The sequence below is a fragment of the Nocardia brasiliensis genome, from assembly GCF_042691675.1.
Taxonomy (GTDB): Bacteria; Actinomycetota; Actinomycetes; order Mycobacteriales; family Mycobacteriaceae; genus Nocardia; species Nocardia brasiliensis_D.
This window is the reverse complement of the sequence record NZ_CP170507.1, coordinates 8,681,760-8,697,545: the sequence shown is the minus strand read 5'-3', so window position 1 is coordinate 8,697,545 and position 15,786 is coordinate 8,681,760. Positions and strand designations below refer to the sequence as shown.

Genomic DNA, 15,786 nt, shown 5'->3' with positions numbered 1-15,786 from the left:
AGATGAAGACTCGGTTCAACAACAACCGCTACTTCTGGCTCGGCATCGTCGGTGGTGCCCTCATCGTGGTGCTGCTGCTCGCGTCGAGTCTGGTCAAGCTGATCGGCGTCGGTGAACAGTCGATCAAGGCCGAATTCGTGCAGGCCGCCGGGATCAAGGTCGGCGACCGGGTCAGCGTCGCGGGCGTGACGAGCGGCCGGGTGGACGGAGCGAAGCTCGAGGGCGACCACGTGCTGCTGACGCTGAGCGTCGACAACGGCGTGAAACTCGGCCCCGACGCACGCGCCGCGATCAAGATGGCCACCCTGCTCGGCGCCAGGTACGTGGATCTGGACCCCGGCGACGGCTCCGGCCTGAAGGGCGGCCGAATCCCGCTGTCCAACACGGCGGTTCCGTACAACCTGGCCGACGTGGTGCAGGAAGGCACGCCGAAGTTCCAGGCGCTCGATACGAAGAAGCTGTCCGAGTCGCTGAACCTGATCAACCAGCAGATGGGCGATTCTCCGCACCTGCTGGCCCAGGCGCTCGACAGCGTCGGCGCGCTGGCCAAGGTGATGGACACCCGCCGAGACGAGGTCGACAGCCTGCTCAAGGATCTGAACCGGGTCACCCAGATTCTCGCCGACAATCGCAACAGCGTGCTGCTGGTGATCACCCAGGGCGAGGCCATCGCCAACCGGGTGATGGAACGCCAGGGCCTGCTGCGCCAGCTGCTCGACAATGTCGCCGAGCTCACCAGGCAGTTGCAGGAAATCGGCGCACAGAACGACAACCAACTCGGCCCGACCATCGAGCAGCTGAACATCATGGCCGAGGGCTTGCAGAAGAACAAGGACAACCTGGACCGGCTGCTGTCGCTGATGCCGCCGACGGTGCGCTACCTGGCGAACTCGTGGGGCGGCAGCGGGCCGTACGGCTCGGTCGGGCTGCCCTGGGTCTTCCCGGACAACTGGTTGTGCCGCGTCAACGTGATCGAGGGGTGCCAGTGATGACTCAGCCGACTCAGCGGCTCCGCAGAATGGCCAAGATGCTCGTGGTCAGCGCCGCGGCGTTGGCCGTCGGCAGTTGCTCGCTCGTGCCGAGCTCGGTGAACAACGCGCTCGGCAACACGACGCGGATCACCGCCGATTTCGAGAACATCGCGGGCATCTACGAGGGCAACCCGGTCACCGTGCTCGGACTCGATGTCGGGAAGGTCGAGAAGATCGTGCCGAAGGGCACCCTCGTCGAGGTGCACCTGTCGATCAACAACGACGTGAAGATCCCGAAAGACGCGATGGCCGCGATCATTTCGCCGTCGATCGTCACCGACCGCCACGTCGAACTCACTCCCGTCTACACCAAGGGCGACACGTTGGCCGACGGCGCGCATCTCCCGCTGGGCAAGACCAAGACCCCGGTCGAGCTCGACACGATGATCAAGACCATCGATCAGTTCGCGGCCGCGCTCAAGCCGGAGCCGGGCACCGAGGGCATCGGCCCGCTGTCGGGTCGGGTGCTGTATCCGATGGTCAACGGCAACGGCGAGAAGATGCGGGACACGCTCAACGCGCTGTCCGGCGCGCTGAAGGTCGGCGTGGACAACAAAGACGCGGTGTCCAACATCATCATCAAGTTGAACGAGCTGACCACCATGCTGGCCGAAAACGACCAGTCGGTGCGGGATTTCAGCAATCGGATGACTCAGATGACCGGACTGCTCGCCGAGCAGTCGCCGGGCTTGCAGGCCACGCTCAACCAGGTCAACGACTTCCTGGCCAACACCAGCAGCACCCTCGGCCAGTATCAGGACCAGCTGTCCGGTTCGCTGACCGGGCTGACCAACGTGACCCAGCAGTTGCGCGACAACGCCTACGGCATCACCGAAGTCGTGGATGTCGCGCCGATGGTTTTCCAGAACGTCGACCGGATCATGAACCGCGAGCACGGTTATGTCCGGCTGGTCGGTGTGCTCGGCACCTTCCTCTCCGGTGAGATCGTGAGCTTGTTCTGCGAGCGGCTCCAGATGAGGGCGGACGGTTGCCGCACCGGAAATGTCCAGGACTTCGGGCCCGATTACGGACTCACCGCCGCACTGCTCGGACTGACGAAATGAGGTCCCGCATGACGATGAAGGCCCGCCGCGCACTGGTCGCGGTCGCGGCGGTGGCTGGGGTAGGGATCACCTCGGGGTGTGGGCTCACGGTGGAGAAGCTGCCGCTGCCCAAACCCGGGCTGTCCGGTGAGAGCTACACCCTGCACGCCGTGTTCGAGAACGCGTTGAATCTGCCGGATCAGGCGAAGGTGAAGATCGGCGGCTCGGATGTGGGAGTGGTCTCCAACATCAAGACCAAGAACTTCCAGGCCGTCGTGGATCTGACCATCCGCAAGGACATCGAGTTGCCCAAGGGCAGCACCGCCGAACTGCGCCAGGCCACCCCGCTCGGCGACGTGTTCGTCGCGGTGTCCAAGCCGAAGACCGAGCCCGGTACCGAGATGCTCCGCGGGGGAGACACTCTCGGGCTGGATATGACCTCGGCGGGTGCGACCGTCGAGCAGCTGCTGATCTCGATATCCATGCTGTTCAATGGTGGCGGTGTCGCGGCGCTCGGCAAGCTGACCTCGGAGCTGGACTCCATCGTCGGCGGTCGCGGCGGCACGCTTGCCCACCTGATCACCGAAATGACCGGGGTGGTCGGCAGTTTGAACGACAACTCGGCCCGGGTCGACAGTGTGCTCAACGAGTTCGCCACGTTGGCCACCACCATCGAGACACGGCGCGGTGAGTTGGGTCAGGTCGCGGACACGCTGCCGCAGATGATCGGCGCCATAGCCGAAAACAACCGGGCCATCGGCGAACTGCTGACCAAGGTCTCGACGACAAGCGCCGCGCTCGGCGATTACGCCGACAGCTCGGGTCAGCAGCTTGCCAGCCTGCTGGACAACACCCACCAGCTGATGGATGCGCTGGCGAAGACCGACAACACCCTCGGCGCCACCCTCGACGGCCTGCGGGAAATCCGGCCCAAGGTCGATGCGACCTTCCGCGGCAACAGTTTCGCCGTGTACGCCACGCTGACCAACCTCGACATCAGCGCGCTGTCCGACCCGGAGCACGGCAAGCTGCAGGATCTGAATGATCTACAAGATTTCGTCGGCTCCATGATCCAGGTGCTGCAGATCGTGCAGAGTCGAGTAGGTGGCCACCGATGACCTTGTTCTCGAAGCTGATGCAGCACAAGCTGGTTCTTTCCAGCATCGGGCTGGTGCTCGTGTTCCTGGTCGGCGCGACCTATTTGATGGTGAGCATCATGCGGGTGAACCCGCTGCGCTCCACCTACACGGTCACGGTGAGCCTGGACCGCTCGGGCGGGCTGCAGCCGGGTAACGACGTGACCCTTCGCGGCTACCGGGTCGGGAAGGTGACCTCGATCGAGCTCACCGACCGTGGGCAGGCGATCGCCGCGGCGGCCGAGATCGAGAGCAAGTACAAGATTCCGGTCGACACCGCGATCTCGGTGCAGGCACTGTCCGGCGCGGGCGAGCAGTACATCGACTTCCGTCCCGGCGCCGAGCAGGGTCCGTACCTGCGCGACGGTGCGGTGGTGGCATTCGATCCGGAGAAGATCAAGACGCCGACCCCGATCTGGTCGGTGCTCGACAACTCCAGCGAGCTCATCGCACAGATCGATCCGGAGAAGTTCGGCGTGATCCTGCGCGAGCTCGACGTCGCGCTCAGCGGCGGTCCCGACCAGTTGCGCGGCATGATCAATGGCATCAGCCTGGCCATGGCGGGTTTCGACAACCTGCTGCCGCAGACCACGAACCTGATCGCCAACCTGCGCACCATCGCCGACACCACCTCGAACGCGCAGCCCGACCTGGCCACCCTGACCAGCAACTCCGGCACGTTGTTCAACCAGTTCAACAAGGCCAACGCCGAGCTGCAAGGCGTGCTGGAGCGGGCGCCGGGGCAGCTGAACAGCCTCGGCGCGGTGCTGGACAAGACCACCGATCCGATCACCAGCCTGGCCGCCAATTTCGCGGCCATGACGAAGGCGGCGCAGCTGCGCCTGCCCGCGTTGCGGGCGCTGTTCCCCTCGCTCGCGCTCGGCGCGGACGCGCTGGCGGTGCCCGCGCACGACGGCGAGTTCCACGCGATGATCGACATCTGGCCGCGACCGTTCTGCACCTACAACTCCACCCGGATCCGCAACGAGGTCGTCCAGGACGGCACGATTCCCAAGTGGAACTACTGTGAGAACCCGCCGCCTGGTCAGGTGATCCGTGGTGCGGCGAATGCGCCGCGACCCGATGTGCCGAACAACGGCGCGCACATGCCGCCGGGTGTGGATCCGAACGAGCGGACCCTGCCCCCGATACGGTGAGTTGCCCCCGGCCCCGCGGCGAAACCATGGGTCCGGGCATACTCGCCGGTACAACGCGTACGGTTCGCCCGAGATGCGGGCCCGTCAGTCGATCGGTGCGCCCGCGCGCCGGGAAAGTGCAGGTTTGTATCGATGTCCACCGACGACGCCGACACCAACAAAGATGCCGAGACCGCTGAGGACAAGGTGACCGGGAGCGGTGCGGCCGAGAAGTCCACGGCAGCCGAGCCCGAAGCCACCTCGGCCGACAAGGTAGTAACCGAGAAGGTCGAGAAGACCAAGGCCGAGAAGACGGAGCCGAAGGACGATCTCGGTAAGGGTGCGGGCAGTTCGTCCACCGCGGGCCGTTCCATGTCGCTGCCGTTGATCGCCGCGTTCGCGGCGGGCGTGCTCGCGGTGGCGGCGATCACCGCGGTGGTGGTGTTCTTCCTGCAGGGCAAGGACCGTGGCGAGAAGCTCGACGCGATCCACGATTCGACGGCGGCCGCCTGCACCTTCGGCAAGGACGTCTCGGTCTACGACTACTCGAAGAACCTCGACGACTACTTCACCAAGGTGAAGTCAAACGCGAGCGGCGAATTCCTCAAGGAGTTCGGCGACGCCACCTCGGCACTCAAGGACGCCATGGTCCAGGCGCAGGTGAAGTCCTGGGTCGACGACGTGCAGTGTGGTTACCAATCCGGTGACAAGACCGAGGCGAAGGTGCTCGTCACGCTGACGCAGTACCGGACCAACTTCACCCAGACGACACCGGAGCGGCAGTTCGTCGTGCTGATCGCGCAGCTGACCAAGTCCGGTGACAAGTGGCTGGTCGAGAAGCTCGATTCGCCGTTGCTGAAGGGCGCTGGTTCCGGCCTGCCCGGCGCGCCCGGCGCCCCGGCCCCCGGCGTTCCCGCGCCAGGCGCGGATCAGCCTGCTCCGAACGGACAACCGCAGACGCCCCCGAATGGGCAGCAGACGCCGCAGCCCGGCAACTAGTTCGAGCGCGGAAGACAACTGAGCGCCTCCGGCGGTGGGCCGAGCCACCACCGCCGGAGGTCATCCAGGCAGCTTCACTGCCGCTGGCTGATCAGAACAGGGTCAAAGTCTGCGGCGCCGACGGCGCGGCCGCCTTCCCCGCGGCCTTTTCTCTCGGCGCTTCCGGCGCCGCCGGCGCTTCTTCCACAGTCACCGCGGGGATTTCCGCGGTGTTCGCCTCGGCCACGGCCGCCGTCGCGGCGGCCTTCCGAGCCGCTTCACCGGCAAGCGCGTCGGCCTGCTCGTTGAAGTAGTTGCCGACATGTCCACGGACCCAACGGAACCGGACCGGGCCGGGTCGGCTGGCGATCGCTTTGTCGATCTGCCGAATGAGTTCCACGTTCTTCACGGCACCGCCGGTGGAGGTGCGCCAGCCGTTGAGCCGCCAACTCGAGATCCATTCCGACGCGCACTTGATCGCGTAGAGCGAATCACTTTCGATCAAAAGAGGTTCGGAGCCGGGATGGGCGAGAATCGCCTCCAGTACCGCGCGTAGCTCCGCGACCTGATTGGTTCCGGACGCGCCGCCACCGCTCAGCGAGGAGCCCTGATGATTGACCCAAGCCCAGCCGATGGCGCCGCCGGGGTTGCGGAGGCAGGATCCGTCGGTGCTCACGATGATCATGGCTGGCACCCTACGCAATCCGACCGACAAGATCGGTACCGTGGAATTCTTCTATCTCCCTTCGCAATTGGGACTCGGTGCGGCGGAGCGCCGATTTCACGGCGGAATCCACCAGACCGACACAGAGGCGCCCGGCGAATCCGCGCGGTGGGCTGTACTCCGCCTCGGACGTCAGCACCGACCGCCCGTGGCCGAGCGGGTCGAAGCGCAGCGTCAGGGTCCCGGACAAACGCCCACGCAGCGTATACCCGATCACCACGTTGCGGCGATATTCGGTGACCTCGCATGTCATCGTCGGCCGCCAGAACGCCAGATGCGCGGTGGTCGTGAACATCGCGCCGAGGCCGGAGTCGAGTTCGCCGGTCGGCTCGAAGTCGGCGACCGCGAACATCCAATCCGGTACGAACAGATGGTTGTCCGTATAGGTGAAGGCGACCTCGACGGGCGCTCCGACGTCACTCGCGTACTTGATGTGGCCCATAGGCCCTCCCGGTTCCACGACTGGCGTTAAAAGTACTACAGCTCTCCTCTTTATTGGAGGGGTGCGCAGGATTTGTGGGCTGGGTTTTTACATTGCGACCGGCCGGTTGCTTGGTTGCTCGGGGCAGGTCAGTGGCTTGATTGGACCGGTCGGTCGGTTCTCTGCGGGCTCAGAGTTGATCGACGATGTGCTCGGCGATCGGCATGGCCGAGGTGGCCGCGGGCGACGGGGCGTTCAGCACGTGCACCGAGCGCGGCGTGCGTCCGATCATGAAGTCGTGCACCAGGGTGCCGTCCCGCAGCACCGCCTGCGCGCGAATCCCGGCCTCCCGCGGGCGTAGATCGGCAACCGTCAACTCCGGGCAGTACCGCCTGCACTCGGCCAGATAGCCGCGCTTGAACAGCGAATTGCGCAATTCCCGTAGTCCGGTCCGCAGATTCGCCGCAGCCACTCGGTGCACGCCGGGGAAGCCGAGGACCGCACGCGCGTCTCTGGCGTCGAAACTGCCCTTGCGATACCCCTCCCTGGCCAGCCCGAGCACCGCGTTCGGCCCGACGGTCAGCGCACCGTCGATGGTCGGACTCAGATGCACGCCGAGGAAGGGCAGGGTCGGATCGGGAATCGGATAGATCAGCGTGCGCACCAGCCCGGCCCGCTCCGGCGGCAGTTGGTAGTACTCGCCGCGAAACGGCACGATCCGGAAGTCGTTGCGCAGCCCGGCCATTCGAGCCAACCGATCGGCCTGCAATCCGCCGCAAGCCACGAGGGTGCGGGCCGTCCACGCACCCGCCGGTCCGGCCGCCGTGACCGCGGCGTCGGTCTCGGTGAGCGAGGTGATCTCGGCGCCGAACACGAGTTGCCCGCCCGCCGCCCGGACTTCGTCGGCCAATGCGCTGGTGATCCTGGTGTAGTCGACGATGCCGGTGTCCGGCACGAACAAGGCGCCGACGCCGGTCACTCGCGGCTCCCGCCTGCGGAGTTCGGCGGCGTCGATCAATTCGACCGCGACACCGTTGGTGACCGAACGCTCGTGCAGCGCCAGCATTCTGCGTTGCTCGGCGGCATCGGTGGCGACCAGCAGCTTGCCGCAGACCTGGAACGGAATCCCATGTGCCGCAGCGAATTCCTTGGTCCAGCGGGCCCCGCGCCGACACAGCCGCGCCTTCAGGCTGTCCGGCGGATAGTAGATACCCGAATGGATGACGCCGCTGTTGTGCCCGGTCTGATGGGTGGCCAGCGCCGCCGCCTTCTCCAGCAGCACCAGGGTCGCGCCGGGATGGCGATGCAGTATCCGATGCGCCGTCGCCACCCCGACGATGCCACCGCCGATCACGCAGAAGTCATAGGTGCTGTTCGGCATAGCGAGAACAGTAGGCCGAGAACTAGACCGCGACGCTGGGTTTCGTGCCGCGCGGTGCCGTCGGCGTGCTCGCCTTCGTCGGTGCCGGGTTCGATTCGGGGGCAGTAGCCGATTCGGGAACAGTGGACGTGGCGTTGGCCGACGCGCGCGTATCCGGCGCCGACTTCGGCTCCGGTGCCTGCGGCTGGTTGAGCCGCAGGTCGTATTCGCCGAGTGACGGGTCGGTCAGCATCAGCACCACTTCGCCACTGCGCGTGTCGAATTCGGTGCGCAGCTGGGTAATGCTCGGGTGTCCTCCGGGTCGTCCCTGGGCCGGGTCGGACTGCGGGACGCCGGTCAGCACGGTGAACGCGTTGGTGTCCACGGTGATCGCGATCGTGTCGGATCGCACGGTGGCCACCTGCGCGCCGACGTAGGTGTTGCCGAGCCGCCATTTTCCGCCGAGGGGGGAGGACGGCTGCTGTACGACCGCCGAACCACTATGCGGGTCAGCCGCTTTCGGGCTCGGCACGGTCAAGTCCGGCTGGTGCCGGGTGACGGTCGCCGGTAGTTCGTAGCTGCCGCCGGTCAGCACGGCGTCCACCCACTCGGGAGCGCTCGTCGCATCCTCGACAGCCGGCGCGGCCGGTGCGGCGTGCTCGCCACCGGGCCGGGTGGCATCGGCCATCTGGTTCACGATGTAGGAGCCCGCGACCACAGTGAGGCTGAGACTGGCGGCGCCGGCGAGCACGACAGCGGCGTGTCGCGCGATATGGACATGTCGGTGTGTTGTCACGATGCGTTCCTTCCCTCCGCCCCTGCTTCCCCTGGCAGTCGGCCCGCATCGTTGAAAGCCATACAGTTGTCCAGGTTACGGCGGGGCCGCCGAGGGCGCCGCCTCCGGGAGATCAGAATCACAGCGCTGCCGACGCGGAATCACCGACCCCAGCCGCAGCTCATCGCACCACCGCCGAATCGATGGGGTGGTTTATGTTTCCAGTACCTCACCCGGGGGTAAATAATCCTCTAGCTGGCGAGCGTCATCCTCGACTGCCACATCGAGACACCCGGCCAATGGCGTCCGGCCGACACGAACGGCGCACCCAAGTGTGGCGCTCGCCCGCTCCCGAATCTTCGGACCGGGTCGGGTGTTGGCGACGGTCGGATGTAGTCATCCGGCCGTCGTTTCGTCTGCTGGTGGTTTCAGCCGAACTGACCCGCAGCCCGGCCCGCGCCCGGTGGTCCAGCGAAAGCCTGTGCGAGGGTTAGCCATTCCGCCGCGTCCCGACCGACCGCGTCGATCGCGAGGTCATCCGGATGACGGCGTTGAGTCACCAGCAGGCAGAAATCGAGGGCGGGCCCGGTAACTCGCTGCGTGGCGTCCTCGGGTCCCCATGACCAGAGCGTGCCGTCGGGTGCGCTGAGCTCGACCCGGAACTCGTCCGAGGGCGGTGTCTTGCCGTGCACCGTGTACGCGAAATTCCTGGTCCGCACGCCGATATGCGCCACGGTGCGCAGTCGCGCGGTCGGGGCGCGGGTGACGCCCAGGGCATCGGCCACGTCTTGGCCGTGTGCCCAGGTCTCCATGATCCGTGCGGAGATCATCGAAGCCGCGCTCATCGGCGGGCCGAACCACGGCAGCTTGCTGCCCGCGGGTACCGCGCGCAACGCGTCGGTCAGCGACGTGCGGCCGCGGTGCCATCGGTCGAGCAGCTCCGCCGGCGGTGCCGTCGCCGCCTCCTCGGCGGCCTCGTCGACGAAGGTCAATGCTTTCGGCCCGGCCTCGGTGAGCAGGCGCTGGAAACCGTCCGCATCGGCGGCGGCGAGCGTGGCGACCTCATCGGTCCAGGCCAGGTGGCCGATCTGGTGGGCGATGGTCCAGCCGGGGGCGGGTGTCGCGCGGGCCCAGTCGGCGGCCGCCAGCGGGGCGACGATTCGTTCCAGATCGGCGCATTCGTCGGCGAAATCGGCGAGCAGCGCTTCGAGGTCAGCCATCAGTTCCCTGCCTTAGGTACGGCCGGGCACACCGCCTCGTGTGCCGTCGCGGATCAGCATCGCAGTGGCCGCAGAAAAAGGCAAGCAAGCGTGCTTGTATTTCGGAAGACCGCCCAGAACGGCGTTCTACCAGCCGAAAACGATCAAGTGTGAGGCGCCGACAACCAGTCCGAGCAGCGCGCCGTGTAGATAAAGTAGCCACGCGTCCTGCTCGACCGAGGCATAGAACATCTCCATGAACTCCCCCGGTGTCAGCTGGCGCAGCTTGCGTGCCGCGAAGACGTCGATGGTCTTGGCCTGCTCCATGGTGAATTCCTCGTCCTCGACCAGGCTCGGCGCGAGGCCGACGGCGGCCCCCGCCGCGCCCAGCTTGAGGTTGTCGAATTGGCGGCGCCCGAGGGCCGCGCGCACGAACGAGGTGGTCGGGCCGAGCTGCCGGTGGATCTCATCGGCGATGAGCCGTTCCAGCAGCTGGCGGGTCTTGTCGCCGTTCGGGCCGTCCAACAGTTCCTTGGACAGGTTCGGCAGCGTGAGCACCTGATAAGCCAGGATGTGCGCGAGGTCGGTCGCCGCCTGCGGCTGCCGCTTGGCCAGCAGCGCCTGCCGCCATAGGTACTTGTACCAGGGCTGCGGATCGCCCGGCTCGAACACCATCTTGACCGCGATGACATTGACGACCACGCCGATCGCCGCCGACACCAGCAGCACGATCACCCAACCGGGCACCCAGCCCAGCACCGGAATGTGGTGGTGCACATGCATATACAGCGCCAGCAGCAACCCGAACGGCGCGCCGAGCAAACCGATCCGCACCATGAAGCGTAGTTCCGGAGCCGCGATCGTGGTGGTCAGATCCTTGAGGATGCCGGGGTTGTCCTGCAGATACCGGATGACGAAGCTCTTGATGTCGATGAGCTGATCGACGTTGTCGCCCAGCGATTCGAACGCGCGCCGCGAGAGCGCGGGCATTTCCCGGTCGACCCGCTGGTAGATGATCTGCTTGGCCGCGCGCGGCACCGAGCGCCACAGGTCCGGGTTCTCCCGGTTCATCAGCTCGTCGACCAGCGGCTGCACCTGTTTGCGGGCCAGCACCGCGACGTAATCGGCGATCCCGTCCAGGTCGAGTTCGTGGATGAAGTCGCGCGGACTACCGATCCGCATCAGCGCCTTGTCGACGCAGATGCTGGCCATCTTCTCGGCCCGCGCCGGGATGAATCCCTGGAAACCGAGCTGCCGCCCGTCCCCGGAGAAGGTCGGCAGCACCTGCACCCGGCGCGGGAAATATGGATACAGCAGGTGCAGTCCCGGAATCCGGATGCCGCGAAACCGCTCCGGCCAGAACAACATCAGCACGCCGGTCCAGTTGGTCAGCCAGCCGGCCAGCGCGCTGAAGATCGGGAACGTGACCAGATCGACCACGAACTTGGACTGGCCCGTCAGATCTTCCCAATCGATGAACACGCCGGCGGCGAGCGAACTCATCGATGGATCTCCCTAGGCTGAACCGGCGGAACCGCCGGTATGAGATATCAAGGCCCTCACATTGTCACTGTCCCGGAGCGAGTGTCAACGCGGCTGGGACGGGGCTTGCGCCGGTGCCTCACGGGGGAATACGAAGACCGGATCGGGCACCGGCCTCCTGCACCCAGTCGAGCAGGATGCGCTGTCGTCGCACCTGCTGGCGTCGGCTGTACTGACCGTTGATCCGTTCCGCCGCGCGGGCCCGGCGGCGGGATCGCCGCGAGATCAAGGTGCTCAGTTCACCGGCCGGTGCGATGCCCTTGGTCACCGCCCAGCCGACCACCGCACGGAACCACTGCCGTTCGGTCCGCACCACCCAGGTGTAGATCACCGCGAAGATCAGGACGTACAGCATCGTCCGCGCGGCGATCGACCCGACCGGTACCCGCGCCGGGCTCGGCGCGTCCCAGCCGAAATGCAGTGCGGCACCGAGCAGATAGAACATTACGAAGACCTGGGCGCGCCGCCTGCCCGACCAGTCCGATCGGGCCACCGCGAGCACGATGCCGATACCGGCCAGGCCGGTGAGCATCCAGTGCGAGGTGATGCCGGTGAGTAGCCGCACGATGCCGACGAGCACCGCGTTCGCCGGATCGTCCTGCGCGGACAGCAATCCCGCGTTGGCCTCGTAGGTGATGTTCTCGACCACTTGGAAGCCGAGGCCGGTGCAGCCGCCGAGCAGCAGTCCGTGGATCGGCCGATTCAGCAGGGGACGAAACAGCCACGCGACCGCGAAGACGCCGATGCCCTTGATCGCCTCCTCCACGATCGCCGCGGAAATCGGTGCCTGCCAGTTCATCGCGAACGCGTCACCGGCGAGATTCTGGATCACCCGCATGTTGTGATCGTTGGCGAACATGGCGATGCCGGGGCCCGCGAGCGCGCCCCACGCAAAACCCATGATGAGCGGTGTCCGGATCCGCCGCTGCGCTCGGAGGCGGTCCAAATGCAGGATCAGTACGCCGAATACGACGAGGGTCGCGAGGGTGAACGGCAGTCCCGCCAGCATGTCGCGCCAGGTCAGTGCGGCGACCGGGGCCAGTTGGCGGATCAGCCCGAGCAGACCGAGGATCGAGATCAGGCAGTACGTCCAGAACAGCGCCGACCTCGGCTGGAACCAGGTCATCGGCGCACCGTCAATGTCTCCAGCACCTGCGTGAGCTCGGGCAGGGTGGCGTCGTCACCGGCCAGCACCAGGGTGACGGCCAGTTTGTCGTTGCCGACGATGGCACACACCCCGGCCCGGTCCGAGCCGCGACAGGTCGGGCCACCGAAGCCGTTCGCCGTCTCGACCTGCCCACCGTCGAAGTACGCGTCGAATCCTTGTACGCCGAGCACTTTCAGCCGCCACCCGGTGGCCTCGGTGAAGTCCGTGACCCCGCCGACCACGCTGACCGCGAGCCGCGACCCATCCGGTGCGGTCAGCACCGCGGTGGTCTGATCACCCGTCGGCCTGCGCTGCCACCCGTCCACCCCGGAAAAGCGCACCGTGTCCGGCTCCTCCCCCGGCGCCGTCAACTCGATCTCGTCCCCTCGGGCCACCGCCGTCTCCCGGATCGGCACCAGCGCCGCGAGCACCGACGGGCCCGCAACCAGCGCACCGACCACCGCAAGCACCACCCCCGCCGGTCTCCAGTCATTCCCCCTGCGAGCTGGCTGGCTCATACACCTGCTCCCCTCGGCGGTCTCACTCCTGGGCGTCCTCGTCCGAGAAACTGCCACCGACCAGCGGCGCAGCCGGATCCACGATATGCCGAACAGCACCATTTCCGCGGGAACCGGAAGGCCGCCATCGCCGACAGCGTCACCGGTCGCCCTGGGGCCGCACGAGCGGCGACCCGTGAACCGACTTCGCCCACAGCGAACGATGGGCTAGGGGTGGAACAAACGTGGGTGGGGTGGGGTTGAGTAGGCATCGCTCAACTTTTGGAAGGGTCGAACACGTGACTACACCTCAGAACCTGCCGGTGCTGTTCCTGACCGATCCGATCGTGCTGCCGGGCATGGTCGTGCCCATCGAACTGGACGAATCGGCGCAGGCCGCCATCGACGCCGCGCGCGCCGCGAAAACCGAAGCCGTGCTGCTCGCGCCGCGGCTGACCGAGGGCTACGCCTCCTACGGTGTGGTCGCCACCATCGAACAGGTGGGCCGGATGCGCGGCGGCGCGCCCGCGGCCGTGTTGAAGGCCGAGCGGCGCGCCAAGATCGGGCACGGGGTCACCGGCCCGGGTGCCGCGCTGTGGGTCGAGGCCGAGCCGGTCGAGACGCCCACGCCGGACGGCAGGACCAAAGAGCTGGCGGCCGAATACAAGAAGCTGGTCGTTTCGGTGCTGCAACGCCGCGAGGCCTGGCAGATCATCGACGCGGTCAATCAGCTGACCGATCCGTCGGCGATCGCCGACACCGCGGGCTACGCGCCGTACCTGACCGACGATCAGAAGCGTGAACTGCTCGAAACCCCGGACGTGAAGCAGCGGTTGAACACGCTGATCGAGTGGACCAAGGACCACATCGCCGAGGCCGAGATCACCGAGAAGATCAGTGACGACGTCCGCGAGGGCCTGGAGAAGAGCCAGCGCGAGTTCCTGCTGCGCCAGCAGCTCAACGCGATCCGCAAGGAACTCGGTGAGGACGAGCCCGACGGCGCCGACGACTACCGCACCCGGATCGAGCAGGCCGATCTGCCGGACAAGGTCCGCGAGGAGGCGTTGCGCGAGGTCGGCAGGCTGGAGCGGGCCAGCGATCAGAGCCCGGAATCCGGCTGGATCCGGACCTGGCTGGACACTGTGCTCGAGCTGCCGTGGACGGTGCGCACCACCGACAGCACCGATGTCTCGGCCGCCCGCGCGGTGTTGGACGCCGATCACCACGGCCTGGACGAGGTGAAGGACCGCATGGTCGAGTACCTGGCCGTGCGTTCGCGGCGGGCCGCGCGTGGGCTGGAGGTCGTCGGCGGGCGTGGCTCCGGCGCGGTGCTCGCGCTGGTCGGTCCGCCCGGTGTCGGTAAGACCTCGCTCGGCGAATCCGTGGCCCGGGCCATGGGCCGTAAGTTCGTTCGCGTCGCCCTCGGCGGCGTGCGTGACGAGGCCGAGATCCGCGGCCACCGGCGCACCTACGTCGGCGCACTGCCCGGCCGGATCGTCCGCGCGATCAAGGAGGCGGGATCGATGAATCCCGTTGTCCTGCTGGACGAGATCGACAAGGTCGGCTCGGACTTCCGGGGCGACCCGGCGGCCGCGCTGCTCGAGGTGCTCGATCCGGCGCAGAACCACACGTTCCGCGATCACTACCTGGATCTGGACCTCGACCTGTCCGACGTGCTGTTCATCGCCACCGCCAACGTCATGGAGACCATCCCCGGCCCGCTGCTGGACCGGATGGAACTGATCACCGTCGACGGCTACACCGAGGACGACAAGGTCGCCATCGCCCGCGACTTCCTGGTGCCCAGGCAGCTGGAACGCAACGCACTGACCGCCGACGAGGTGACCGTCACCGAAGCGGCACTGCGCGAGATCGCCGCCAACTACACCCGGGAAGCCGGAGTGCGGCAGATGGAGCGACTGATCGCGAAGGCGTTGCGCAAGGCCGCGACTCGACTGTCCGAGGTCGGAACCGCCTCGGCCACAGCCGGATCCGGCACGGTCGAATCGGATACGGCCAAAGGTGAATCCAGCGTGACCGAGCTCGGCTACGGCGCCGAGTTGGGCTACGACGCCCTGCTGAAGTCCGAAACGTCCTCCGGTAGCGCTGAAACGCTGACGATCGACTTGGCTGATCTGAAGGAATACCTGGGCCGTCCGCGCTTCACTCCCGACTCGGTGGAACGCACCGCGGTGCCGGGCGTGGCGACCGGACTCGCGGTCACCGGCCTCGGCGGTGACGTCCTCTACATCGAGGCCAATGCCGCGGAGGGTGAGCGCTCGCTGACCCTGACCGGTCAGCTGGGTGACGTGATGAAGGAGTCCGCGCAGATCGCGCTGACCTATGTGCGCTCGCACCTGGAAGAGATCGGCATCGAGCCGTCGGTGCTGGATCGCAATATCCACGTGCACTTCCCGGCGGGCGCGGTCCCCAAGGACGGACCGTCGGCGGGCGTCACCATGGTCACCGCCCTGGTGTCGCTGGCACTGGGCAGGCAGGTGCGCGCCGATGTCGGCATGACCGGCGAGGTCACGCTGAACGGGCGGGTGCTGCCGATCGGTGGCGTCAAGCAGAAGCTGCTGGCCGCCCAGCGCGCCGGGCTCAAGACGGTGTTCATCCCCGCTCGCAACGAACCGGACCTGGACGAGGTCCCGGCCGAAGTGCTTGCCGCACTGGAGGTCCGGCCGGTCGCCGATGTGGCCGACATCCTGGCCTACGCCATCGAGCCGGTCGCCGAACCGGCCTTGGACGGCCCGGCCTTCGCGGCCACCGCCTGATCGCCCAGCACGAGGCCGGG

Annotated in this window: 14 protein-coding genes; 6 read left to right on the top strand and 8 right to left on the bottom strand. The window is 66.9% G+C overall.

What is annotated here, in order from left to right; genetic code table 11:
• Window positions 1-2: 2 nt before the first annotated feature.
• From ACFK0J_RS40175 to ACFK0J_RS40155, 5 genes are all read left to right on the top strand, one after another.
• On the top strand, window positions 3-989 hold the full coding sequence (locus ACFK0J_RS40175) for an MCE family protein (protein WP_378735200.1): 987 nt from the start codon (window positions 3-5) through the stop codon (window positions 987-989).
• A complete protein-coding gene (locus ACFK0J_RS40170; protein ID WP_378735198.1) occupies window positions 989-2,095 on the top strand; it encodes an MCE family protein in 1,107 nt (368 codons plus the stop codon). Before ACFK0J_RS40175 ends, ACFK0J_RS40170 begins: the two co-directional genes overlap by 1 nt.
• An 8-nt stretch (window positions 2,096-2,103) precedes the next feature.
• The gene (locus tag ACFK0J_RS40165) at window positions 2,104-3,192 is read left to right on the top strand and encodes an MCE family protein (protein ID WP_378735196.1); all 1,089 of its coding nucleotides are present in this window, start codon (window positions 2,104-2,106) and stop codon (window positions 3,190-3,192) included.
• Window positions 3,189-4,367 (top strand): MlaD family protein, encoded by a 1,179-nt coding sequence (locus ACFK0J_RS40160; protein WP_378735194.1) that lies wholly within the window; start codon window positions 3,189-3,191, stop codon window positions 4,365-4,367. The genes ACFK0J_RS40165 and ACFK0J_RS40160 overlap by 4 nt, the downstream gene beginning before the upstream one ends.
• A gap of 132 nt (window positions 4,368-4,499) precedes the next feature.
• Window positions 4,500-5,345, top strand: coding sequence for a hypothetical protein (locus ACFK0J_RS40155; RefSeq protein ID WP_378735192.1), 846 nt, complete (start codon window positions 4,500-4,502; stop codon window positions 5,343-5,345).
• Between the two features lie 91 nt (window positions 5,346-5,436).
• On the opposite strand, the gene ACFK0J_RS40150 is transcribed toward ACFK0J_RS40155, so the two are convergent.
• From ACFK0J_RS40150 to ACFK0J_RS40115, 8 genes are all read right to left on the bottom strand, one after another.
• Window positions 5,437-6,009, bottom strand: coding sequence for a ribonuclease H (locus tag ACFK0J_RS40150; RefSeq protein ID WP_378735190.1), 573 nt, complete (start codon window positions 6,007-6,009; stop codon window positions 5,437-5,439).
• Window positions 6,010-6,019: 10 nt separating this feature from the next.
• Complete coding sequence (locus ACFK0J_RS40145; RefSeq protein WP_378735188.1) at window positions 6,020-6,490, bottom strand: SRPBCC family protein; 471 nt, start codon at window positions 6,488-6,490, stop codon at window positions 6,020-6,022.
• Window positions 6,491-6,659: 169 nt separating this feature from the next.
• Complete coding sequence (gene lhgO / locus ACFK0J_RS40140) at window positions 6,660-7,850, bottom strand: L-2-hydroxyglutarate oxidase (protein ID WP_378735186.1); 1,191 nt, start codon at window positions 7,848-7,850, stop codon at window positions 6,660-6,662.
• 22 nt (window positions 7,851-7,872) lie between these two features.
• Complete coding sequence (locus tag ACFK0J_RS40135; RefSeq protein ID WP_378735184.1) at window positions 7,873-8,625, bottom strand: hypothetical protein; 753 nt, start codon at window positions 8,623-8,625, stop codon at window positions 7,873-7,875.
• Window positions 8,626-9,032: 407 nt separating this feature from the next.
• The gene (locus ACFK0J_RS40130; protein WP_378735182.1) at window positions 9,033-9,824 is read right to left on the bottom strand and encodes a TIGR03084 family metal-binding protein; all 792 of its coding nucleotides are present in this window, start codon (window positions 9,822-9,824) and stop codon (window positions 9,033-9,035) included.
• Between the two features lie 126 nt (window positions 9,825-9,950).
• Window positions 9,951-11,306: a hypothetical protein gene (locus tag ACFK0J_RS40125; protein ID WP_378735180.1), complete on the bottom strand. Its 1,356-nt coding sequence runs from the start codon at window positions 11,304-11,306 to the stop codon at window positions 9,951-9,953.
• 118 nt (window positions 11,307-11,424) lie between these two features.
• A complete protein-coding gene (locus ACFK0J_RS40120) occupies window positions 11,425-12,471 on the bottom strand; it encodes a PrsW family intramembrane metalloprotease (RefSeq protein WP_378735178.1) in 1,047 nt (348 codons plus the stop codon).
• A complete protein-coding gene (locus tag ACFK0J_RS40115; RefSeq protein ID WP_378735176.1) occupies window positions 12,468-13,010 on the bottom strand; it encodes a hypothetical protein in 543 nt (180 codons plus the stop codon). Before ACFK0J_RS40115 ends, ACFK0J_RS40120 begins: the two co-directional genes overlap by 4 nt.
• A 302-nt stretch (window positions 13,011-13,312) precedes the next feature.
• Between ACFK0J_RS40115 and lon the strand changes: the two genes are divergently transcribed.
• Window positions 13,313-15,766, top strand: coding sequence for an endopeptidase La (gene lon / locus ACFK0J_RS40110; RefSeq protein WP_378743350.1), 2,454 nt, complete (start codon window positions 13,313-13,315; stop codon window positions 15,764-15,766).
• Window positions 15,767-15,786 lie beyond the last annotated feature (20 nt).

Bases quoted from the DNA above. Each gene is read 5' to 3' on its own strand.
- ACFK0J_RS40175 (WP_378735200.1), top strand. From the start codon at position 3: ATGAAGACTCGGTTCAACAACAACCGCTACTTCTGGCTCGGCATCGTC.
- ACFK0J_RS40170 (WP_378735198.1), top strand. From the start codon at position 989: ATGACTCAGCCGACTCAGCGGCTCCGCAGAATGGCCAAGATGCTCGTG.
- ACFK0J_RS40165 (WP_378735196.1), top strand. From the start codon at position 2,104: ATGACGATGAAGGCCCGCCGCGCACTGGTCGCGGTCGCGGCGGTGGCT.
- ACFK0J_RS40160 (WP_378735194.1), top strand. From the start codon at position 3,189: ATGACCTTGTTCTCGAAGCTGATGCAGCACAAGCTGGTTCTTTCCAGC.
- ACFK0J_RS40155 (WP_378735192.1), top strand. From the start codon at position 4,500: ATGTCCACCGACGACGCCGACACCAACAAAGATGCCGAGACCGCTGAG.
- ACFK0J_RS40150 (WP_378735190.1), bottom strand. From the start codon at position 6,009: ATGATCATCGTGAGCACCGACGGATCCTGCCTCCGCAACCCCGGCGGC.
- ACFK0J_RS40145 (WP_378735188.1), bottom strand. From the start codon at position 6,490: ATGGGCCACATCAAGTACGCGAGTGACGTCGGAGCGCCCGTCGAGGTC.
- lhgO (WP_378735186.1), bottom strand. From the start codon at position 7,850: ATGCCGAACAGCACCTATGACTTCTGCGTGATCGGCGGTGGCATCGTC.
- ACFK0J_RS40130 (WP_378735182.1), bottom strand. From the start codon at position 9,824: ATGGCTGACCTCGAAGCGCTGCTCGCCGATTTCGCCGACGAATGCGCC.
- ACFK0J_RS40125 (WP_378735180.1), bottom strand. From the start codon at position 11,306: ATGAGTTCGCTCGCCGCCGGCGTGTTCATCGATTGGGAAGATCTGACG.
- ACFK0J_RS40120 (WP_378735178.1), bottom strand. From the start codon at position 12,471: ATGACCTGGTTCCAGCCGAGGTCGGCGCTGTTCTGGACGTACTGCCTG.
- ACFK0J_RS40115 (WP_378735176.1), bottom strand. From the start codon at position 13,010: ATGAGCCAGCCAGCTCGCAGGGGGAATGACTGGAGACCGGCGGGGGTG.